The 19,458-nt window shown below is 49.9% G+C and carries 25 protein-coding genes; all 25 read right to left on the bottom strand.

Annotation, left to right across the window (positions count from 1 at the left end):
- The gene (locus KO087_RS05850; RefSeq protein ID WP_215508364.1) at positions 1-150 is read right to left on the bottom strand and encodes a hypothetical protein; all 150 of its coding nucleotides are present in this window, start codon (positions 148-150) and stop codon (positions 1-3) included.
- Positions 150-449, bottom strand: coding sequence for a hypothetical protein (locus KO087_RS05855; protein WP_215508365.1), 300 nt, complete (start codon positions 447-449; stop codon positions 150-152). The genes KO087_RS05850 and KO087_RS05855 overlap by 1 nt, the downstream gene beginning before the upstream one ends.
- Positions 446-1,879, bottom strand: a complete 1,434-nt coding sequence (locus KO087_RS05860; RefSeq protein WP_215508366.1) for a hypothetical protein — start codon at positions 1,877-1,879, stop codon at positions 446-448. The genes KO087_RS05855 and KO087_RS05860 overlap by 4 nt, the downstream gene beginning before the upstream one ends.
- Before the next feature lie 154 nt (positions 1,880-2,033).
- Entirely contained in the window at positions 2,034-3,110 is a 1,077-nt protein-coding gene (locus KO087_RS05865) for a radical SAM/SPASM domain-containing protein (protein ID WP_215508367.1), read from the bottom strand.
- The gene (locus tag KO087_RS05870) at positions 3,107-3,574 is read right to left on the bottom strand and encodes a hypothetical protein (RefSeq protein ID WP_215508368.1); all 468 of its coding nucleotides are present in this window, start codon (positions 3,572-3,574) and stop codon (positions 3,107-3,109) included. The genes KO087_RS05865 and KO087_RS05870 overlap by 4 nt, the downstream gene beginning before the upstream one ends.
- Positions 3,564-3,908, bottom strand: coding sequence for a hypothetical protein (locus KO087_RS05875; protein WP_215508369.1), 345 nt, complete (start codon positions 3,906-3,908; stop codon positions 3,564-3,566). The genes KO087_RS05870 and KO087_RS05875 overlap by 11 nt, the downstream gene beginning before the upstream one ends.
- Positions 3,901-4,743, bottom strand: coding sequence for a phage tail protein I (locus tag KO087_RS05880; protein WP_215508370.1), 843 nt, complete (start codon positions 4,741-4,743; stop codon positions 3,901-3,903). Before KO087_RS05880 ends, KO087_RS05875 begins: the two co-directional genes overlap by 8 nt.
- Positions 4,740-5,858, bottom strand: a complete 1,119-nt coding sequence (locus KO087_RS05885) for a baseplate assembly protein (protein ID WP_215508371.1) — start codon at positions 5,856-5,858, stop codon at positions 4,740-4,742. The genes KO087_RS05880 and KO087_RS05885 overlap by 4 nt, the downstream gene beginning before the upstream one ends.
- Positions 5,842-6,159: a GPW/gp25 family protein gene (locus tag KO087_RS05890; RefSeq protein WP_215508372.1), complete on the bottom strand. Its 318-nt coding sequence runs from the start codon at positions 6,157-6,159 to the stop codon at positions 5,842-5,844. Before KO087_RS05890 ends, KO087_RS05885 begins: the two co-directional genes overlap by 17 nt.
- On the bottom strand, positions 6,156-6,638 hold the full coding sequence (locus KO087_RS05895) for a phage tail protein (protein ID WP_215508373.1): 483 nt from the start codon (positions 6,636-6,638) through the stop codon (positions 6,156-6,158). The genes KO087_RS05890 and KO087_RS05895 overlap by 4 nt, the downstream gene beginning before the upstream one ends.
- A gap of 10 nt (positions 6,639-6,648) precedes the next feature.
- Positions 6,649-7,128 carry a phage baseplate assembly protein V gene (locus KO087_RS05900; protein WP_215508374.1) on the bottom strand — a complete coding sequence of 160 codons (480 nt, stop codon included), beginning with the start codon at positions 7,126-7,128 and terminating at the stop codon, positions 6,649-6,651.
- Positions 7,129-7,138: 10 nt separating this feature from the next.
- On the bottom strand, positions 7,139-8,656 hold the full coding sequence (locus KO087_RS05905; RefSeq protein ID WP_215508375.1) for an NlpC/P60 family protein: 1,518 nt from the start codon (positions 8,654-8,656) through the stop codon (positions 7,139-7,141).
- Positions 8,653-8,931 carry a tail protein X gene (locus tag KO087_RS05910; protein WP_215508376.1) on the bottom strand — a complete coding sequence of 93 codons (279 nt, stop codon included), beginning with the start codon at positions 8,929-8,931 and terminating at the stop codon, positions 8,653-8,655. The genes KO087_RS05905 and KO087_RS05910 overlap by 4 nt, the downstream gene beginning before the upstream one ends.
- 11 nt (positions 8,932-8,942) lie before the next feature.
- Positions 8,943-11,555, bottom strand: a complete 2,613-nt coding sequence (locus KO087_RS05915) for a phage tail tape measure protein (RefSeq protein WP_215508377.1) — start codon at positions 11,553-11,555, stop codon at positions 8,943-8,945.
- Between the two features lie 171 nt (positions 11,556-11,726).
- Positions 11,727-12,107: a hypothetical protein gene (locus KO087_RS05920; protein WP_215508378.1), complete on the bottom strand. Its 381-nt coding sequence runs from the start codon at positions 12,105-12,107 to the stop codon at positions 11,727-11,729.
- Between the two features lie 10 nt (positions 12,108-12,117).
- Positions 12,118-12,633: a phage major tail tube protein gene (locus KO087_RS05925; protein WP_215508379.1), complete on the bottom strand. Its 516-nt coding sequence runs from the start codon at positions 12,631-12,633 to the stop codon at positions 12,118-12,120.
- 2 nt (positions 12,634-12,635) lie between these two features.
- On the bottom strand, positions 12,636-14,081 hold the full coding sequence (locus KO087_RS05930) for a phage tail sheath family protein (RefSeq protein ID WP_215508380.1): 1,446 nt from the start codon (positions 14,079-14,081) through the stop codon (positions 12,636-12,638).
- Positions 14,081-14,341 (bottom strand): hypothetical protein, encoded by a 261-nt coding sequence (locus tag KO087_RS05935; RefSeq protein WP_215508381.1) that lies wholly within the window; start codon positions 14,339-14,341, stop codon positions 14,081-14,083. Before KO087_RS05935 ends, KO087_RS05930 begins: the two co-directional genes overlap by 1 nt.
- Complete coding sequence (locus KO087_RS05940) at positions 14,328-14,792, bottom strand: hypothetical protein (RefSeq protein WP_215508382.1); 465 nt, start codon at positions 14,790-14,792, stop codon at positions 14,328-14,330. The genes KO087_RS05935 and KO087_RS05940 overlap by 14 nt, the downstream gene beginning before the upstream one ends.
- A gap of 6 nt (positions 14,793-14,798) precedes the next feature.
- Positions 14,799-15,326 (bottom strand): hypothetical protein, encoded by a 528-nt coding sequence (locus KO087_RS05945; protein WP_215508383.1) that lies wholly within the window; start codon positions 15,324-15,326, stop codon positions 14,799-14,801.
- Positions 15,326-15,673 carry a hypothetical protein gene (locus KO087_RS05950; protein WP_215508384.1) on the bottom strand — a complete coding sequence of 116 codons (348 nt, stop codon included), beginning with the start codon at positions 15,671-15,673 and terminating at the stop codon, positions 15,326-15,328. The genes KO087_RS05945 and KO087_RS05950 overlap by 1 nt, the downstream gene beginning before the upstream one ends.
- On the bottom strand, positions 15,645-16,691 hold the full coding sequence (locus KO087_RS05955) for a major capsid protein (protein WP_215508385.1): 1,047 nt from the start codon (positions 16,689-16,691) through the stop codon (positions 15,645-15,647). The genes KO087_RS05950 and KO087_RS05955 overlap by 29 nt, the downstream gene beginning before the upstream one ends.
- 11 nt (positions 16,692-16,702) lie before the next feature.
- On the bottom strand, positions 16,703-17,068 hold the full coding sequence (locus tag KO087_RS05960) for a head decoration protein (RefSeq protein ID WP_215508386.1): 366 nt from the start codon (positions 17,066-17,068) through the stop codon (positions 16,703-16,705).
- A complete protein-coding gene (locus tag KO087_RS05965) occupies positions 17,065-17,991 on the bottom strand; it encodes a head maturation protease, ClpP-related (protein ID WP_215508387.1) in 927 nt (308 codons plus the stop codon). Before KO087_RS05965 ends, KO087_RS05960 begins: the two co-directional genes overlap by 4 nt.
- The gene (locus KO087_RS05970) at positions 17,966-19,435 is read right to left on the bottom strand and encodes a phage portal protein (RefSeq protein WP_215508388.1); all 1,470 of its coding nucleotides are present in this window, start codon (positions 19,433-19,435) and stop codon (positions 17,966-17,968) included. Before KO087_RS05970 ends, KO087_RS05965 begins: the two co-directional genes overlap by 26 nt.
- Positions 19,436-19,458: the final 23 nt, after the last annotated feature.

Below are 19,458 nucleotides of genomic sequence, written 5' to 3' on the forward strand. Positions count from 1 at the left end.
CTACGCCTCGGCTTTGTCGAGTTCAAGGCGTTTTTTCACGGCATCCCGCATTCCGAAGCAGGTCGGCACGTCCTCGATGGTTTTTTCTCCGCGTTTGATTGCATTGGCCCAAATTTTTACGATCATGCTATTTTCGTCGAGCTTAAACATTATTTAGCCTCCTTTAAACTTGCAACTTCCACCTGCAACATCCCGATCATCTCTGTCATTTCCATGGCCATGTTTTCCATGGCCTTTTTTTGATCCTCGATAATCTGCGCCTGCGTCCCGATCATCTCCGACATCTCCATGACGGTGGCCGTGGAAGCCTCGCCTTGCGCGTCCACTTTGTCGTCGATGGTCTTAATGGTCTTAATGACGTCGCCGTCCTTTACTTTCTCCTCGATGTAATCCTCGCGATCCCGCTCTTGATGGATCGCGATCAAGGATCTCTGATTGTGGATAATCATTCAAATGCACCTCCGATGCCGTATACATAGCTATCCATGGTCGCCGTCTTGCGCTCGACCACGATCTTTACCGATATCCCCCATTTATCCGCCGTGCGCTTGGCGTTTTTAAAGTTGTAGTTGAGATTGGACATCACCATGGACGTGATGTCCTCCCACGTGGGCGTCTCGTCAAAAAAGTTGTTGCAGGCGTAAATTCGCCCTTCCGCGCCTTTTGCCACGCGCCAGTTAGGGATGATGAGGATCTTCCGCGCCGCCGCGTCGGTTTCGATGGGGTCTTTTAATTGCATCACCAGCCGCGCCACTGTGCGGGTAAAAGAGATCGTCCGCCGGCTCGTATTACCTGTGCTATCCGTGGCTTCGATATGGATCGCGTGCCGTCCCGGTCTTACCTTTACAAAATCGCCAAGGCCGCTGTCCGAGCCGATGGTGTAAACGCCACCGCTCTCCGTGGGGGTTAGTGCCTTGATGCCGTCGTAGTCCACTTTGACTTCTACGGTGTCGCCCTCGATGTCCTCGACTTTAAACTTAATATCGCCCAGTGCGGATGTTTTCTCGCCGATATCCACGTCGGCGGCTACATAGGCCCCGCTACTATCTTGGATTAAAATCGTCGGCGCAAAGTTAGCCCGGCGGAATGTTTGTACCAGTGTCGCCCGGCCCTTCTTGTCGTCCTCCGCCTCGACCCTGATCTTGTAGGTCTTGCCTAATTCTAGGGATCGTAGCTTGGCATCGTCGATGGTGATCGTCAAATCCGTCCCGAGTTCCACGGTGCTGCGACTCCGGATAATTTCGTCGTCTAAATACTCGACGACGCTGACATTGTCGCCCTCGGCGTCCGCCACCTGGTACGTAAAGCTAAAAGGCGTGTTCTTGTCGCCCAAATCGCCGTTCGAGACATTAAACTTGGGCGGGGTGTTGATCTTGGTAAAGCGATAGATTCGCTTCGCCGTCGCCCCTTTGGCGTCTTTTGCCACGATCTCCACGCGATGGTCGCCGAGACTGTAATCCGCCAGCTTAATATCCAGCTGATTATTGACGTTGAGCGTGGTTTTGCGATCGTAAACCACCTTGCCCGATGCCGTGATGGTAACCGTCACCGCGTCATTGTCCGCGTCGCTTACTCTCCAAGTGATCGTAAAATCCTCTCTAACGGCACCATAATCATAATCGTTGCCGCTGATTACGGGGGCCTGGTTGTTGATGACACTTACGATGCTGCTCGTCGCATAGCCGCTGTAATCACTATTTTTCGAGCTCTGGACCTTGACGCGGTAGCGCAGGGTATTAGCACCTCGCGGGGCTGTGTCGTTATAACTCATTTCCCGCCCGCTATAAATCGATCGATAGTAGCCGTTGTCGATGCTGCGCTCCAGATAGTAAGTCACATTGTAGCCGCGGCCATCTACCCAACTCCACGACACTGCCACCGTCTCTCCCGCATTGACGCTGCTCGGCACATAAATATTGCTTGGCGTATAAGGCTCCCTATTACTGGAGCCTTCATGGCAGCTCTGATAACCTTCACACTCGCCGCGGTCCCCAAACTCCCAATTACTCTGACATCCGTATAAGCATGTCATATTACACCGTCCTTTCCCCTGCTAAATACGTCGCCTCGGTCCATCTACAATAGGCTTCGGGGATCGTATTTAAATCTTTGTTTGCAAAATAGTTATTTATCGTACATCCGCCGACGCAGATTCCCTTCGCCGCGCACTTCTCGCATCGGCCCTCCGCCGCGCTTTTGATCTGGTCCACGTGGAAGCGGGAGATAATCGCCATGCGCTTCTCGTCGTCCACGCCGGTGTAGATATTGCCGATTTTAAAATCGCCGCAATCGGGATTCTCCGTCATCTCCTGGCATGAGTAAATATCTCCGCTCGGGCCAACGGACCCCGAAGGCCCCGCACCGATGCCGCAAGTGCCGCACCCGAGGGCATCCCGCACGCAGTCGCGGGTCTTGTCCGTCCTGCGTTTCTCCACCTCGGTAAACTCCGCGTAGGGCTCGCCGCTCGCCTTGGCGCGGTCGATATGCTCCATAATCTGATCGAGCCCACGCTCCATGGCAGCATAATCCTCCGCGCTCCACGCCTCAAAAACGTTGGGGATCATGGTCACACTTGTATAGCCCTTTCCCACGGCAAAAATGTAATTGACGTACATGTCCCTCACATTTCGCGGATCCAAGGTGGCGCGGAAGGTCTCGTCGGGATAATACTTGCGGTACAGGTCGATGGGGATGTCGTCAAAAGAGCCGCTCCCGTCGTGCTTTACCCGCAACTTGTCCTGCGTCGCCTTGTCGCCGTCGATGGAGAGTAAGACGCTGACGCCGTTGTCGCTTAAAAACTTGAGCCGCTCCTCGTCTAAAAGCGTCCCGTTTGTGGTGATGGATAAATCATAATCGCCGTACCGCCCGCGGACATAATCCACCAAGGGCTTAATGATGTCGTCGTACCGCAGCATGGGCTCGCCGCCGAAGAAGGTCGCCGTCGGCGTAGTTAGGTTGTCCAGGGCATTTCGGGCATAAAAGTCCACGGCATCCTTCGCCGTTTTATAATCAATCTCCAGGGGTTGTTGTTTTACAAAGCAATACTTACACGCCAAGTTGCACCGCTGCGTGACGTTGATAAAGCCGCCGCTAATCTTCGGCAGCATCATACAACCCCGCGGCCGTTTTCTTCGTCATACCAGCCTTCGATGACGACGAGATCCCCGGCGATGGTCTCGGCCAAAAAGCTGTTATGCGGCATGTTGTTGCTGATCCCGCCGACCAGCGTGTTTAGTTGCAGATTGATTCTCCGCACCAGGTCCATCAAATACTTGATTTTTAGATGGTTGATCAAGTCGTTCCATTCCATGCGGCCCAAGTGCCACGAATCCACCGGCGTGCCCTCCTGAAAGATGTAGCCATCGAACCGTTCGTGTTGCACGATTTCATTCCCTTGGTCATCTTTCCCGCGGATAATTTCCGTCCGTACGTTCCCAAACTCGGAGATGTGATCGTCCCAATAGACCAGCTCGATATCGTCGTCCAGGAAGCTCTCGATCAGCTTATCCAGGTACTTGGGATCTTTCTTGACCTCCTCTTTTGTCCTGTAATATTCTCGCTGATTATACTTCATTCTCTACCCCCATTTTAAAAACACTGTTTGGATCGGTAATCTCGTGCTCGATCAGCTGGATATAAAAACTGCTCACCAATCCGTATCCTAAGATTTTTTCCGTTTCCTGCGGGCGGTTGATCACCAGGGCGCCCGTCTTATCGTAGACCCGCACATCTGTAATTTTTCCGTGGGGGCGGGGGGTGTTGATAAAAATCTTGAGCAGGTGGTTTTTTGTTATATCCACCCGCATAATCTCCCCGTCCGCCTCCTCGCCGTCTATGACGATGGTCGCCTTGGCGATATGGTCGCGGATGTACTCCACCACCCGGTGCATTAAGTAGTCGCTAATCATGATCGTCCTCCGTAAAAGTAAATGCCGCCTCACTCTTTAGATCTTGCATGTAGATAAATTCCTCCTCTTTATCCGCTCTCAGCTCGCCCGCTTTGTGGCCGCCGTTGGTGTAGCCGTAATAATCGCGATGCTGGCCGAGACCAATCTTGATGCCCAGTTCCGCCGTATGCCGCGTACCGAGAATCTTGTCCTCGCGAAGTGTTCCGCACTTTCGCTCGCCACAGACAGGGACCGGGAATTTTGTGTCGCCGTACTGTGTTTTCAGAGCGAGCGCTTTAGCCGCTATGATTGTGACGTCGTCTAGCCATGACCTGGTGTTTTTTATCGTCTGTAAAGCCTCATAAAAATTTTTATCGAGGACAATAGGGTTTTCCCCTTCCAAGATATGGATTTTAAAATAATAGGGCCGGCCATCATATTCGTACCATTCTGTAAGCCCGGCATTTCCAAACATCGTCGTCAGCATATTCTCCACCGCCCACGGGGTGCCTTTGTGCTTATGCCAAGCGATTGATTGCTTGACGACGGCTCTCTTCTTTTCCAAGCTAAAGTTTATATCGTAAAAATCCACGTGGAATTGATACGCTAAGTGATTAAGCGCCGTTTCGGGCAGCTCGTCAATCCGCTTATAAATTAAAAGTAAAAGGGCCATTTCCCAGTTTTCGTCGAGATAGGGCTGGAGGATCTCGCAAATAACTTCTAATGTTTTATCGTGTTGCAACGACGAGGGTAGCATCTTATGGAGCATGGGCTTGGCCTTTTCAAATTCGGTGGCTACCTTTTTGGGTGGGCTCCCGATAACAACGTCCCCGTCACGATTTCTATGCCGCGTCATTCTGCCTCAACCCCTTTATACGAGATAACTTTCGGGTTGACGTAGCAAACTTCGGTTTCTTTAAGGACTGTAAATTGTTGTTTTACGTCAACCCGCTTCGCACCTGCCGCCACCATAAGCGTGATCAATTGAGACGGGTTAAAGTCACGGCCAAGCCTGGACTTTTGCCAGGTCACAAAATCCCCCACAGACGCGTCGACGGCTTTTTTTATTTCCGCGACAAAGGGGATATTTGTCTCGCTGATCCAGTAGTCCACCTCAAGATCTACTTTGTGTACTGTCGGGGCGACCACCTCAACTTTGTCAGTCAAGGGCCGGATGGACCGGTCGTTCAGTCGCTCTTTTATATCGTCGAGCACCTCTTCGCCGGGGATGGACCCGTCAACGTAAAGCGGCACAACCTGTGCAACCCCCGGTTTTGGTGACCACACAGCCACATCGCCCACATTCGGATTGACGGTTCTGGCCCAGTAGCGATAAGCCCCGTCGGGCCCGGCGGTAGAAAATTTTTCTGGGGCCTCGTGGATCCGTATCCGATAGTGGTCGTCGTCTTCGCGATCCGTTCCTCCGCCAGTCGCCGTAACATTTTTTACAGATTGGTAGTGTGGGAAGGTGTCAATTACATTAATAATCTGCCCAGCGGGGATTGCGTTATATTTCGCGCCGGGCTCTGTGCTGGCGGCAGTTACTCTCCCGGTCACCTCACCGATTGCGATCATGAGCGGTTCCGTCGTCGAAAAAACGGCCCCATCCATCGACCGCACGCGCGTTCCCGAAGGGATCACGTGAACATAATCGAGGGGTTGGGAAATGGTAAATTCCAATGTCGTTTGCGCCGGGTAAGCGGGAAAGCGAACCTCTTCCATCAAAGCCCCCATGTGATCGAGGAACCCGTCCCGTGAGTAGGCTAAAAGATTCTGCTTGCCCGTGTCGTTTATAAGCTCCCTGTCCTGAATAATGTAGTCCAGAAGTGTCAAGAGCATGATTCGCTCCGGGGATGCGGGATAAATATCCTTGCCCAGCCGCTTCTCCAGCTCATCAACGGCATCCGATTTAATTTTTTCAACATCAATGTCTACAAATTCTACAGGTTGTAGATTAAAGTACTCGTTCATCTATATCTACCTCCACCGTCACATGGGCCTGTCCACTCAAGTGGTCTTGCTCCACTTTTACCTCCAGCACCTCTACGCGCGGCTCATACTCTTCGATCTGAAAGTAAATGGATTGATACAAGGAGCCCAAACTGTTAAGCGGCTCATCAATCACGTCCATTTCTACGCCTAAGCGGCGATCTAAAAAAACGGTTCCGCGAATGGTGGTGAGCAGAGTGTGGAGGCATTGAACGATGTCATCTACGCCCTTAACCCCGAGCCTAATTGGGGTGGGCTCTCTAGTTGATACCGTGGCCCTCATTTTTTGTTCGCCTCCTTAGTAACTTTCTTTTTTGCCACCATTTTTTTGTCGATTTTATCTTTCTTTTTCTCTTTTACTTTTGCCTTATTCGTTACATACTCTTTGGCCGTGACTTGATACTCCACAGCTAAAAGATTCCCCTTATTGTCAATCCGCTTGGCCGAATCATCTATTTGTGTGACAACATACTTCCCGCTTCCGACCGGTCGAGAGCCTAGAAAAAAAGCAAGAACTTTTCCTTCTTGCATGGCATCCTTCAATGGCTTGATTTCTTTTTCGGGGTATACATTGTCTTCGATTCGCCAAAACAACGTGAAAGAAATTTCATCGATCCCTTTGCCGACAAATTCCATAACCGGCTTGCGTTGGAGGGAACTATGTTCGCCCCAGCGCGTAGCGTTCTTGCGGCTTAAATCTTTAAAAGTTTTTACTTTGTTTGTAGAGGACTCAAAATGTATAGGCCCAAAATATCCAATCATTTCACACCTCCTAGCAATTTAAGCAGCTTGTAGCTACGCCGTTAAAAATGGGAGAGGTAACGGATTCGGCAACTGAAAGGCTTTTTGTAATCTGCACATCGCCGTCTAATGTAATCCGCGGCGCGATCAACGTTATCTCTTCTGCTTTCGCCGTCATATGGCCCTCTTCGTAAAGCACATAGTCCTTGTTGTTAAAGAGGATCAATTTCTTTTTTGGGTTTTTCTCCGGGGGCGGGTTGGCATCGTCATAATAGGACCCCATAATAAAACCCTCCTCCAATCCGTTAGCCAAAAAGCAGCAAATCACTTGCTCCCCAATGTCTGGCATGGCGTAAACTTTCATGTTTTCGTACGTATGCAGATACTGGATTGGGATTTCTTTCGTTTGCATATCGTCCCGATCCCGAAAAATAACGCGCGCACGTGCTTTCTCGGGATTAATAGAGAGTACCTCTCCGATCATAAGTAGCCGATTGTTTTCTACGTCCACAGGCACCTCCTTATTTACCTACATAGCGGAAACAGTTTTTAAACCGCGTCTTATTAAGCGTCGTGTAGGCGACACCGGAATAGCCCAAAGTACGTTTGCTATTCCCGCCGCACTCAAGCACGCGCCCGTTTCCGGCGTAAATTCCAACGTGTCCGGGGTTGCCGAAAAACTGGAGCACATCCCCGCGTTGCATGGATTCCCACGGCACCTTTTGGAAGCCGTGAGCTCGAGGGTTATTTCCGAGGCTTGACGATGTAATTCGTCCGCCAACATCCATCCCCGCCTGCTTGTAGCACCAAGTAACAAATCCGGAGCAGTCGGCGCCGCCATGAAGAGGGTCAGTCCCGCCCCAAGTATACTTTTTACCGAGGGCTTGTTCCCCGGCAGCGAAAACAGCTTCAATTGATCCGCTACCACGTACGGCATCCGCCCCACTTTCTTCTTTTTTGTCAAAATCGCCGAGTTTATCGCCTTTATTGATTCTGGTGCAATCCAAGTCCACCGTATAGCCGGATTCACTAATCTTATGAGATACACCCATGACAAGGTATTTGCCATCGAATTCCCCCCAACCGATAACTTCCATTACCTGTTTCGCTGCAATGGCTCGAAAGGGCGCAACCGTAAACTTCGCGGTCTGGATTTTTTTATTCTCTTTATCCAGCGCTTCCTGGCACTTCTTTTTGGCTTCGGCCTCTGACTTTGCTTTTTTGTTTAGCCGGAGGACTTTTCCGGATTTACTTTTTTCGCCCGCGTTCTCCACTTTTGTTTTAAAGACTTTCCCTGATTCGGGGTCTTTATACTGATTTTCCGCCGCGGCGTAGGCGTGGAGCCCGGATTGCGTAAACTCCCAACTCAAAAGCTCATATAAGTCGTCCTCGTAGGGTGTATCCGCTTTTCCGGGCGGGGTATACCGTATTTTGAACTTCGGTTTTTGCTTTATATAAAATTTTTCTTGGGTTATGACAACTTTCTTGTTTTCGAGTTTGACTTCGTACCCTTGTTCCTCAGATATTTTTTTAATAAACTCCATATCCGATAGCTGGTTTTGGTCTATTTTGTCGTATATCCGGGAGCCCTCTATTTCGAAAGTGACCGCCATTTTATTTCTGGCGGCCACTTCCTTAACTAAATCTTTGTATTCAATCCATTCCCACGACTTGTTCTTTTTTGTATCCTTGGAGTCCCCTTTGGCGGGGTGGGATATGGCCTTTAAACTCACAACATTTGGCGAACCTTTCGCCGTGATCTCATCTACTTCAAACTTTCCACAGGGGATGACAATTTTTTCTCCCGGAAAGTTGTAGTGCTCCATGACTATTTTCGCTTGGATTTCGTCACCCCGCTTGGGAAACCAGGAATTTAGCCATAAACGATCCCGATTTTCGAGGTTAAGCTGGATGTCTTCCGCTTCCTTGTCATTGTCGGTGTAACTAAAGTCAAGTAAAAAGGCCTGGATTTCTTTTGTGATGTCTTTCCCGTCATAAACTAAGTGGACGCTCGTTCTTCTTGCGTACTGGTCCATCATTCACCCCGTTTCCACGGCGGAAGTGACTTGTCTACAGGTAGTGGGATATCCGGGCATATGATCCGTACGCCGGAGCCGAAGAATATGGTCTTGATGTGATCGGGATTGCTGGTCATTAGTTCGTGCAAATAAATCTCATTTCCATAAACCTTAAAGGCGATCTTATCCCACGTATCACCCAAAACCGTCGTGTAAACATCGATAAATTCTGGAATCGTAGGGACCGACGACATTTGACTAAAGCGTGGATCCCGAGACTCCTCTCGTCTTTGCATGTCGCTCCTCCTTAACTAAAAGCCAATCGCGCGCGGTCGTGGTCGTATTTATTCAGCGCTTGCACGACCATACGTTCAAAACGCGGGCTTAAGTGATCCATAGCCGCTTGGATGGCCCCCGCAGTTCCGGGATCAGCGCCGCTCGCATCGATGTTAAATTGGATCACGACGGAACCGGACCGGGATTGCGCAGAAGTGGTGGCTGGCCCACCACCGGCAGATACCCGTTGCAGCGCCCCAAGGCGTTCTCCGGCGTACTGCCACAAGCGCATGGAGTTTAAGCGGTTGTTTAAAGGGATGACCGCTTCGTCGTCGCCACCCTCGCCGATATAGGCAAGCTCGGGCTTACGAACGATGCCGCCTGTCGCTCTCGGAGTCGCCCCGGTGGGGGCTCTTCCGCCGCCGCCAAAGTTGCTGATCCCACCTTTGATTTTGTCCCACGTGCCTTTAATTGCATCAATTTTGCCGGTTATCCAGCCCAAAGCATTATGCCAGGCGTTGGATATAGCGGATGCAGCCCGACTGCCGGCGCTTTTAATGGCGTTCCATTTACTTTGGAGTCCGGCGGCAATGCCACCAAAAAAGCTTGCGATAGCTTGCATGGCACTATTAAAGCCGGCTTTTATAGCTGTGTAGCTGGCGATCGCAAAGGCCTTGATTTTATCCCAATTTCGGATGATCAGGGCCGCAACAATTGCCACGACAACGCCGATAGCCAGAACGATCGGGTTTAATCCCATGATAAAAGAGGCCACGATTCTGACGATTTTATACACATCATGGAATTTTTCGATCATTTTTAACACTCCGGAGGCGGCTCCGAAAACGCCCGTCGTAATGCCGGAAATTACCAGTTTTATTGCGGTGGCGGCAAGACTTGCTGCGGCAATTGCTGCGGCAATTTTTACAATGGTAGAAACCAATTGCGGATTTTTGGCAGCCCAGTCGCTAAACTTGTTAGCCGCCGCACTGGCTTTTTGTGCCAGCTGCACAATGGTTGGCAGAAGGGCGGAGCCCAGTTGTGCGCCAACATTGCTCATGCTTTCTTTCAACAGCTTAAGCTGGTTTTCTGTCGTCTGTGACCGGATATCAAATTCTTCTTGCATGGATCCCTTGAATTTGCCTGCCTCTTCATTGACGTTGGCAAAGGATTGCTTTAAGGTGTCCAGGTTGTTGAGCATAGGTGCGATAGCCTGTACAGACTCTTCCCCAAAAAGGTTAGTTAGCACAGATGTCTGCGCCTCTTTCGGCAGGGCCCTAATTTTTTCCAGGATGCCGACAAAAGTACCCTCAGCATCTGTCATCATGCTGGAGGCTACGTTTTTGGCCGTCAATCCTAATTGGGCATACGCATCTTGTTGTCTTTTCGTTGCTCCCGCCCCTTTAGTTAGGACAGTGGCAACTTTTTTCATGCCGGTGGCGCCGACGTCGGCATCGACACCCATTGAAACCATAGCCGTACCAATAGCGGCAACTTGTCCCGCATTAAAACCGGACAACTCGCCCAACGCACCGACTTTAGATACGATATTTGCAATTTCCGGAGCCGTTGCCGCCGAATTGTTAGATAAGTAATTGATCTTATCTGCTAAACCGACAACATCTTCTTGGGACATTTGGAATGCCGAACGCCACTTGGCCATCATCTCGCCTGCAGCCCCGGCTTCAATATCCATGGCCACAGACATTTTGGCCGCGTCTTCGGAAAACGGCAAAAGCTCAGCTTTCTTTATGCCTGCGCCCGCCGCCGAAGAAATTAAATCGCCGTAATCTTTAAAGGCCATTGGAATTTCTGTGGATAGCTTTTTGCGCATGGCCGCTTCAAAATCAGCTTTTTCCACCGCATCTTTGAAGTCGATCATTTTTCCGATGTCCGCCATAGTGTTTTCTGCGTCGATGGCGAGTTTCACGGGGACACCAATGGTTCCGCCGACAAGTAGTGCTTTACGCGTGAGGGAGCCAGCCAACGCCGACGTTTGCGCTTTTGATTTCTCATACGCGGCGGATGCGGCTTGTTGCGCACCATATAAAGCCGCCATCCTGCCGGCTTTTTTCTGGATCGTTCCAAAAGCGGAAGTGGCCACGCCGGCGGCGGTAAGTTTCGACTTCAAACCCGCCAAAGTGGCTTGTTCCCTTTTTAATTCTGAGTTTAGACGAATGGTGCCTGATTTTGCTTTTTCGTAGCTGGCGCCAAGTGTTTTCGTTTTGTCAGCAGATGCCTTGAGCGCTTGCCCCGCCTGTTTTGCCTCCAGCTTGGCTACCGCCAAAGCGGACTTAAGTTCCCTCGTTGGCTTAACAGACTTGGCGACTTCCATTTCGAGGTTGCTTACTTTTGCTTTTGCTTTGGCGGCGGCCTCGCCTAATTTTCTTGTCTCTGCAGCCGATGCGTTGTAAGCGGCTTTTGCCGCTTTCGTCGTCGCGGCAGACTTAGATAACGCCTCTTTTAAGCCGGCAATGGAGCTTTTCGCCTTTTCCACACCCTGGATATTCAGGCGGGCTTTTTCAAGCTTTTTGAGTTCCTTCGCCGTCCGCGAAGTGTCCGAAGCGAGGTTCTTTAGCGCACTTGAGGCAGACCCGTCCAGTTTTCCGTTGATTTTAAAGATTAACTCATGGACCCTTCCCAAGTCCTCACCCCCTCTTCGCCATTTCATTCACATCGGCGACCATCTCAAACAACTCCTCTATCGGCAAGCCCTCAAAATAATAAATCGGCGTGTATGTGGCTTGACTTAGGCCAATGCAAACTTTGCGCAAGTCGCGCTTAAGCTGATGGAGCCTATATCCCCGGCCAAAATTTATAATAAAAAATCCATCACCTTTAGCGTGATGGCGCTATAGTCTTTGATACTGGCCGCTTCGATCAACTCGATCGGTACGTCCGCAGCATATGCGGCGAGAGCGGCCTGGAACGTCTTATTGAGCTCGATAACCGGCGCAGCTTGATCTTCCGGCGGCAAGGATTGGATGACCCGCTTTACATCGCGCCCGGTCAAGCTGTCGAGGTCCATGTAAATTGACTTTACGTCTCTCCCCTCAAAAACAAAGGGGCGGGAAAAGGTAAATTCTTCTCTCGCCACTGTTTTCGTTGCACGTTCATTTTCAGCGGGGCGGTCCATCCGCTCCATGGTTTCTTGCAGATACCCCGGTTCACTTACTGCATATTTTTGTTCTTCCATTTTGTCCTCCTTACATGCCTAAATGCGTACGGACTTCTTCCAAGTAGTCTTTTCCGTGGATATTACAGATAAAGTTTGCCTTATCAATTTCCACGAGTTCCTCATTGTCCACGACCAGGCGCATGTAAGCCACTTCGCCTTCGATGGAGGTGTCCGTGGTGGCGCCAACCTCAAACTTGCCCAATTCCGTCGTCTTAGGCAGTACCACGACGGTTAGTAAACAAGGATAGGCCGAGATTTTAGCCGTGGCCTTATCCAGTTGTTGGAGTGATCCGCGGACCTCCCACATCGTGCCCGTGGGAAGTAATCCAACGTAAGCATTCGTGGGAAGCGTACGAAGATTAAACTTAATGGACATGGAACTAAAGTGGCCGATCGTGGGCGTCTCCATTTCCCCGGCAAAACCGGATCCGGATAGCGTCTCGGTCATGTATTCAAGGGACGGCAATTCCACGTCTGCATTAAAAAGGGGTGCGTTGTCTTGATAAACACGGAAGTTAACTAATTTATCAGGAATGTTTTTCATTTTTATTCACCTGCCATTTCTTCAATAAATGCGGTTACATAGTTCACGTCGTATTCCATGACGAAATCAATCTCACGCGCGGGAGACGGCGGCGTCAAGTATACGTGGAAACGAACGATCCCGTCCATCATATCGACGGTGGAGTTTTCTTCTTTCAAAAAGACGACGCGCCCGCCTACAATCATTTCTCGGCTTTGCAAAGAGTTTAGCCAAATATTCGCCGACGCCATGACAGTTTCTAAGAGTCGTTTGTTTAACGGATCGTCAATTTTTTGCCAGTAGGTCAAAATTAGTGTATTCGCGATCCAGTCAAACATGCGGCGGATCGGAATAAAGGCGTCTTTAACATCAGTTACGCCCGGATAGCACGCGGTGCGGTTCCCCCACGATTTCCATCCGCCGATCCAGTTAAGCGCAGTAATAATGCCGTTGCCGTTTAAATAGTTGGCCTCGTCTAAACCAAGCATGACTTCCGTTCCGTCCTCTAACACCGGTGCGTTAGTCTTGAGCAACTCGTTGGAGGGGGATTTGTAAGGTACATCTTGATGGGCTTTATCTGTCTTGTTAATTAAGCCAAGCATTTGCGTGGAAAAGCGATAAACTTTGTCGCCTAATTTGAGCTTCGGCCAGCAAAGGAATTGGCCCGTTCCCATAATGTTGTTTTTGTTTTTCCATTCAGGAGCTTCTGTGGATTTTATTCCCGCAGGGATATCTACCAGGCTTTCCGCCTTGAAAATTCCGTTGATATTGCGGGCCTTGGTATCCATGATGGCAGCCACTTCCGGGTCGTGGCTAAAACCGGGAGCGGCGATAAGGCCGGGGACCAGTCGGAAACGGGGATAGATCTCATTGACGAGCTCTAAGCCCATTTTTTTCTTCGTGTTGACGTCGATCCCGCCGATAATGTCTTTTTTCGTGATGCTTGAAGTATCCACCCGATTGTAAGAAGCCTTTACTTTTCCGTCCGGAATGGAGGAGCCAACGGAAGCTACTTTCAGCCGTCCTTCTTGATCATAAGAAAGAACATAATCCTGTTCGATGGCATAGGTCTTGTCCCCCGCTTCGTTCGTCAGCTTCACGGATTCGGCGATAACATCCAATCCCAAATCCGCGCGGCCATCTTTTACAGAGACAGTTTCACTGGCAGGTTTTTTGTTGGTGTCAATGTCCAGCACATTGATTAAGACAATGGGGGCCATCTGATATAACGCAAATTGCGAATAAATGACCTCAGACAAAGTGTATTTTTCCCAATCGTCCGAAATACCGAAATGCTCAATCGCTTGCTCGTAGCTAAAGATCAGCTTAGGCTCGTTGGCCTTGGCGGGATCTAAGGCAGTATGGACAGGTGCGGTCCCGACGACGACCGGTAAGCCCACGTCAGCTAATGCCGGGGGCACCAACTTTGTCGGGATTTCGTACGTATAAATACCATGTTTGTATGCCATTATTTACGTCTCCCTTCTCGCAAATAGGTTTTGACTGCGTTATTAGCTACGTAAAGCAAAGAGCCTTCGGTAGCTAATTCCGCGCGCGCTTTCACAATGTCTTCCACCGGCACAAATAAATGTTCTAAAAGAGGCACAGCCTCCATATGTTTTTCCATGGTTTTCGGGATCCCGCCAATAAAAACGGTCCCTGTCGCACATTCGACGCCAAAATTGTCGCCGATGTAAACGACTTGATCGGTGCTTCTATATTTTTTCAATTTCTTCCTCCTCACCGTCATAGGTATAGGTAAATCCGGTAAAATCAGCTCTTACGTAGCCCCACCACTGCGGCCACGGCTGTTCATCGGGATAGTAAGTTTCAAACTTTTCCCGGTCAAAAACGAAAGACCCGTCGCCGACCGTGTAGTGGCTATATAGGTGACTGCGGATGGAATCGATGATAGACACCACATCTCGCCAGCCCTCATCATTCTGCGTATAGACACCAACGACAAAATATACAGACAAAGTCGTCTTCTCCCCTGCCACATTTTCTCCAACCGGAGAAATAAGCACACGGGGGAAGTCTTCTTTGGTTAGCTTCCTTGTCGTCCACCCGGCTGACACTTTGACCGGAATCTTAGCTTCTTGGTTTTTTGACTCATAGGGGTATAAGAGGATGCCCTCAAGCTCCTGCTTTAAAATATCGACTAGATTGCGTATATGCATACTCCGTCACCCCAACTTCCTTTCAATTTCGTGTGCGATCCGCGTCCTATAAGCTTCAATTGCCTTTTTTTCTGTGACTTCCAGAACTTCCTCCTCTCCCATCATCTGGGGGGCGGAGACAGAATATAATTGTTTAATCGGATAACGCGGCTGACCTACTCGCATAAAGACGCCGACGTGCCCGGATCCCATCTGTTGGACAAAGGCCGGGGGTATGCTACCGCCCTGGCCTTTTTTTACAACAGCTTGTACCATTCGTTTGATGGGTATCTTGGGCTTTACGTCAAAATCGATCAGTGGATTCGGCCCGCCGCGAACAATCATCTGCCCGGATCCCGCCAAAATCGTAATGCCCGCCCGAAGTTGGGCTTGCGTCGTCTTATAAGTTTTAGCCGCCTCGCGAACACCTGCCGTCCTCGCTTGCTCTAAAGCTCTTTTAGTCGCCAGATACACCGCATCCTCGAGACGAGCCTCGAGCCCATTTAAAAAATGCCCGAATTGATCAAAACTGTCAGTGTTAATTTGCACTTGCATTAGTAATCAAGCCTTTCCAGGACAATTTCATAGAGTCGGGATTCGTCGATCACATCAACGACTTTATAAGCGTCGTCGTCGATATTTAAAACCTCGTCAATTTCAGGCCTATGGATGCTTTCCGCCAAAACAAAAAGGGCTATGCGTTTCTTGTACACACCCTCAAAACGATTCGGGAAGTCCTCACCGGAATAGGCGTCCTCGTCAATAACGCAAGGTACGTCTTCGAGGTCGTTAAGTTTGTGAACCTCCCCGAATTCCGAAAGGTTTAAAAAAAGCGGTCGTTCCTGTTCGGCGGCATCTTTAAAGGTGAGCACTTTAAAGCACTTTTGCAGAGACCCAAGCATCCAAATCGAAGGAATAAGGCAGCGGTCTGGAGCTTAGTCGGAGCATTTTTCTATCGTTGGCTTCATCGGCCCACGCTTTAGGTACTCGCACGCCTTCATAGCTTCGGAAGTCTTTGTCTTCCATTTGCGTAATGACGCCATAGCCGAAGGCGCCAATATCACGACGGCCGAATAGTACGTAACCATCAGGGATCAAGGGCACGTCGTCTCCCGCCTCAGCGTCATAATAGAATTCTTCGTATGCGTAAACGTCTACACCCAAGGCGTTAAAGCGGCCAATGTAAGTGGTTGCGTCGTCCAAAACTTGAGGCGCCAAGTCGCCGATATTAATGTGTTGCTTATCGAGAAGATCCGCGATCTTTGCGTCTGTAAAGAATTTTTCCGCCACAGTTGTAGATACGATCAGGATGTTCGGAGCAACGCCAGACTTCTTAATGCACTCAGTTCTCCAGGTTCTGAGGTCTTTGAGGATGTCGGCGCCACCGGCGTCCCATTTTGTAGCGGGAGTTTTGGGCTTTTTCGCTTCCGCTCCGTATTCAATAGTGGCTTCCATCATGTTTTTGTTTTCGTAGTCAATGTAACCCTTTACCGAGATTTTCCCGTCGAACAGAAGCTCTTTCACCATGATTTCTTCTCGGCGGGTGATCATGTCGTCCAGTTCCTTTAAGTCGCGTCCTAAGATTTCTGCGGCTCGTTCGTCCGGTGTTTTTGTCGAGATAATGGATTCTCCAAGAGCGCGGCTCTTTAAGTCGTCAACAGTTAGCACGCGTTGGGGCGCTACTTTCGGCGCGGTGATTTGCATGGTCCGGAATCCCTCTCTGTCCATCGTGGATCCGCCGACCTTGGGAGCAACGAAGGGTGCTACGGTTCTACGGCCCTTTTTTACGTCTACTAAGATGGATTCGGTAAGGAATGTGCGGTCGTTGGCTCTGGGGAAAAAGGTATCGCGCAAAAAGCTATTTGCTTTGGGCATTTTTTCCACCGCTTGAAGCATGGTCGTTGTTTCATATAAGTTCATTTTGTGCCTCCTTATTTCACGTTGTCTTTGAGGAAAATTCCGAGCTCTCTCAATTTGTTTTCGTGTTTGTCTGCGGTATCAGACCCGCCGAAAATCAGGGCTTGTCTGTTAAACTGGCCGCTCGAGTAAGCCGGAACGAACACGTCGGTTTCGGGTGTAATGTCAATGGCCAAAATGCAATCGGCAACTTCGGATCCATCCGTCTTCGAAGAATCCACGGGGACGGCCAGCCCGGTTGCCTTAACAATGCCAAGGACGGTTCCGCGTTTGAGCTCCGTCGCAGATTTTTTGATCTTTACGGATTTTTCGCTTAGCGGGATATTGATGTCATTGATTAAGTTATCTACTTGATTTTCAAAGTGCTCTACCATTTTCATTTTGTGCCTCCTTTAGCGATACGATCGATCAAGTCTTGTTTTTGATCGAGGACGTCGGTTGCGTCTATTTCGGGGATGTCGTCTTTATCGTCTGTCAAATTATCGATGTAGGCTTCTCCGAGTTTTTTTTGGTTTTTAAGGATCTCCACGGCGAGATCGCGCGCATCCATAGGTGCTTCAAACTTTGCCCGGTTTACTAAGTCGGGCAGGCCCGCATCGGAAAGTTCTTCAATCTCTTTTATCCGATTTCTTTCTTCCACAACGCCCAAGTTTTTGATTTCTGCGTACAGCTCCGGTTGTTCCTTTTCCAAATTCTCGATTGTTGGTTTGCTATCTTTGATAAGTTTTTGTAGCACCTCCCTATCCGGCCGTAATCCATTCAGGACCACATCCGGATTGACGTCTTCCATAAATAAAATGCTGTCAACTAAACCGCTCTTTTTCGCCTCGTCTGCATTGAACCAAGTCTCTGCATTCATCAGCGTTTCCAGTTCGTCGTCAGACAAACCGGCTTTTAATTTATAAGCGGATCGGATAGCATCGTCCACGGACTTGAGCATATTTGAGCTCGCATCCATCTCCCGATGATCGCCAATAGCGAAAGATTGGGAATTGTGTACCATCATCAAGCCAAGCGGACTGATGGAGACCTCGTCGGCGGCCATGGCGATCCATGAGGCCGCCGAAGCCGCCAATCCGACAATTTTTGCCGCGACCTTCCCGTCATATTCTTTGATTGCAGTATAGATTTCCGCTGCATCAAATACCGATCCGCCGGGGCTGTTAATGACAAGCTCCACGTCATCGGAGCCGTCCAGGTCGTTGAGAATGTCGCTCGGGCATGTACAACTGTAGCCGTAGCCTTTGTACGCCTTGGCTAAATTGTCTGAAAGGATCTCACCTTTGATTTGTATCTGCTTCATTCGTTCGCACCTCCTGTAGTAGTTTCTCTTCTTTCTTGATCTGTCGCATGTTATTTTCGTAATCGCCGCCGGTCAACTCTACGGTCTCTTTTTGTCGCGTGGAGAATCCTTCTTCCACCCGACGGGCGGCTGCGTTAACTTCCTTCAATGGGTCAATTTGCCCTTGTGTCGGTCCGGACCATTCGCAGGTCATGTAAGCTTTCCGGATCATAGGATCGGCAAAGAAGCCCGGAGCCTGTATCCTACCCTTAGCCACGGCTTCGAAAAACCATTGCTCGTATACCGGCTGGCAAAAATCACTTACCAGCCAGGATCTTCGCATTTTAAACATTTTCCACGCCTCAAGTAACGAAGCGCGAGAGGCCGAATACGAAGAATTAAACTCTTTGAGCAAGAGCTCTTTTGGTATTTCCAATGCCGCGCCAATTTGCCGGCACATAGCCTGGACGAAACCATCAAAAGCTGTGTTCGGGCGACCGGGATTGGCTTCTTGGACTTTCTCGCCGGGGGCCAACGCCATAATAGACCCGTTCCCAAGCTCATAGGAGTAGTCGTCTTCCTGGTCAACTTGCATGGCGTCCGGAATCGACTCCCCAAAGCTTGTTGCCGGCCCGGCCTCTACATCCGACGTAATGAACAAGGAATACATGGCGGACACCACCGCGGCCATCAATTCGGCGTCTTGGTAGCGGCCAAGTTGCTTCACCGACTCGATGACCGGGGAAAGAATCGGGACGCCTCGGACTTGCCCCGGACGCTCCGATTCCATGATGTGTAAAATATTCGGCTGGCCCGTTTTGCGCCCATAAGCTCGAATCCGTTTTGCTTTTCCGCCCCCACCTAAGTAATTCTGACCGGTGGTGTGAACATGGTAATACGTAGGCTCACCGAACCCCCCGCGTTCGATTCCGCCTTTAATCCGACTGTCGTTGGACCAGACCAAATCAGATTCAATAATTTGGACCTTGAGACCATAGGGCCCTCCGCGCGTGACGTAAGGAAGAAGGACGAACACTTCGCCGGACATAAGTTGGGAAAGAAATACGAGCTGCTGCAGCTCGTAGAAGTCATTCATGCGAGAGGCGTCGCAATCTTTGCTTTCGCCCCACAAATTGAATTCCTGTTCAATTTGCCGCTCCAAATTGGCGGCGGTTTCATCATCTAAACCCAAAATATCTCTGGCGAGGTGCGGTTTTGGCCTAAGCCCCGCACCTACAACGTTGGTCCGTAAAGTCTTTAAGGCCCCCGTCGCAATAGGAGATCCCCCCATATACAGGTCGCGGGATCGCTTGCGTAGAAGTGGAAGATTGTCTGTGATGTCTTCGTCCGGTGATCCGGAATCAGCGAGCCAACCAATCATTGATTTTTTTATTCGGCTGGCACCGTGGTTGGAATAGCCTTTATTTTTCGGTGGCGTTCTTAATAGCTTGTCAAGTATTTTCATTTTCACCTCCTATTCAATATAAA

The organism is Peptoniphilus rachelemmaiella (assembly GCF_943169845.1).
Classification (GTDB): domain Bacteria; phylum Bacillota; class Clostridia; order Tissierellales; family Peptoniphilaceae; genus Aedoeadaptatus; species Aedoeadaptatus rachelemmaiella.

Coding starts and splice junctions, on each gene's coding strand:
- KO087_RS05870 (WP_215508368.1), bottom strand. CDS start 3,574: ATGAAGTATAATCAGCGAGAATATTACAGGACAAAAGAGGAGGTCAAG.
- KO087_RS05940 (WP_215508382.1), bottom strand. CDS start 14,792: ATGCATATACGCAATCTAGTCGATATTTTAAAGCAGGAGCTTGAGGGC.
- KO087_RS05970 (WP_215508388.1), bottom strand. CDS start 19,435: ATGAAAATACTTGACAAGCTATTAAGAACGCCACCGAAAAATAAAGGC.
- KO087_RS05895 (WP_215508373.1), bottom strand. CDS start 6,638: ATGATTGGATATTTTGGGCCTATACATTTTGAGTCCTCTACAAACAAA.
- KO087_RS05850 (WP_215508364.1), bottom strand. CDS start 150: ATGTTTAAGCTCGACGAAAATAGCATGATCGTAAAAATTTGGGCCAAT.
- KO087_RS05905 (WP_215508375.1), bottom strand. CDS start 8,656: ATGATGGACCAGTACGCAAGAAGAACGAGCGTCCACTTAGTTTATGAC.
- KO087_RS05945 (WP_215508383.1), bottom strand. CDS start 15,326: ATGCAAGTGCAAATTAACACTGACAGTTTTGATCAATTCGGGCATTTT.
- KO087_RS05955 (WP_215508385.1), bottom strand. CDS start 16,691: ATGAACTTATATGAAACAACGACCATGCTTCAAGCGGTGGAAAAAATG.
- KO087_RS05880 (WP_215508370.1), bottom strand. CDS start 4,743: ATGACGCGGCATAGAAATCGTGACGGGGACGTTGTTATCGGGAGCCCA.
- KO087_RS05960 (WP_215508386.1), bottom strand. CDS start 17,068: ATGAAAATGGTAGAGCACTTTGAAAATCAAGTAGATAACTTAATCAAT.
- KO087_RS05950 (WP_215508384.1), bottom strand. CDS start 15,673: ATGCTTGGGTCTCTGCAAAAGTGCTTTAAAGTGCTCACCTTTAAAGAT.
- KO087_RS05890 (WP_215508372.1), bottom strand. CDS start 6,159: ATGAGGGCCACGGTATCAACTAGAGAGCCCACCCCAATTAGGCTCGGG.
- KO087_RS05925 (WP_215508379.1), bottom strand. CDS start 12,633: ATGAAAAACATTCCTGATAAATTAGTTAACTTCCGTGTTTATCAAGAC.
- KO087_RS05875 (WP_215508369.1), bottom strand. CDS start 3,908: ATGATTAGCGACTACTTAATGCACCGGGTGGTGGAGTACATCCGCGAC.
- KO087_RS05965 (WP_215508387.1), bottom strand. CDS start 17,991: ATGAAGCAGATACAAATCAAAGGTGAGATCCTTTCAGACAATTTAGCC.
- KO087_RS05865 (WP_215508367.1), bottom strand. CDS start 3,110: ATGATGCTGCCGAAGATTAGCGGCGGCTTTATCAACGTCACGCAGCGG.
- KO087_RS05885 (WP_215508371.1), bottom strand. CDS start 5,858: ATGAACGAGTACTTTAATCTACAACCTGTAGAATTTGTAGACATTGAT.
- KO087_RS05920 (WP_215508378.1), bottom strand. CDS start 12,107: ATGGAAGAACAAAAATATGCAGTAAGTGAACCGGGGTATCTGCAAGAA.
- KO087_RS05855 (WP_215508365.1), bottom strand. CDS start 449: ATGATTATCCACAATCAGAGATCCTTGATCGCGATCCATCAAGAGCGG.
- KO087_RS05930 (WP_215508380.1), bottom strand. CDS start 14,081: ATGGCATACAAACATGGTATTTATACGTACGAAATCCCGACAAAGTTG.
- KO087_RS05910 (WP_215508376.1), bottom strand. CDS start 8,931: ATGCAAAGACGAGAGGAGTCTCGGGATCCACGCTTTAGTCAAATGTCG.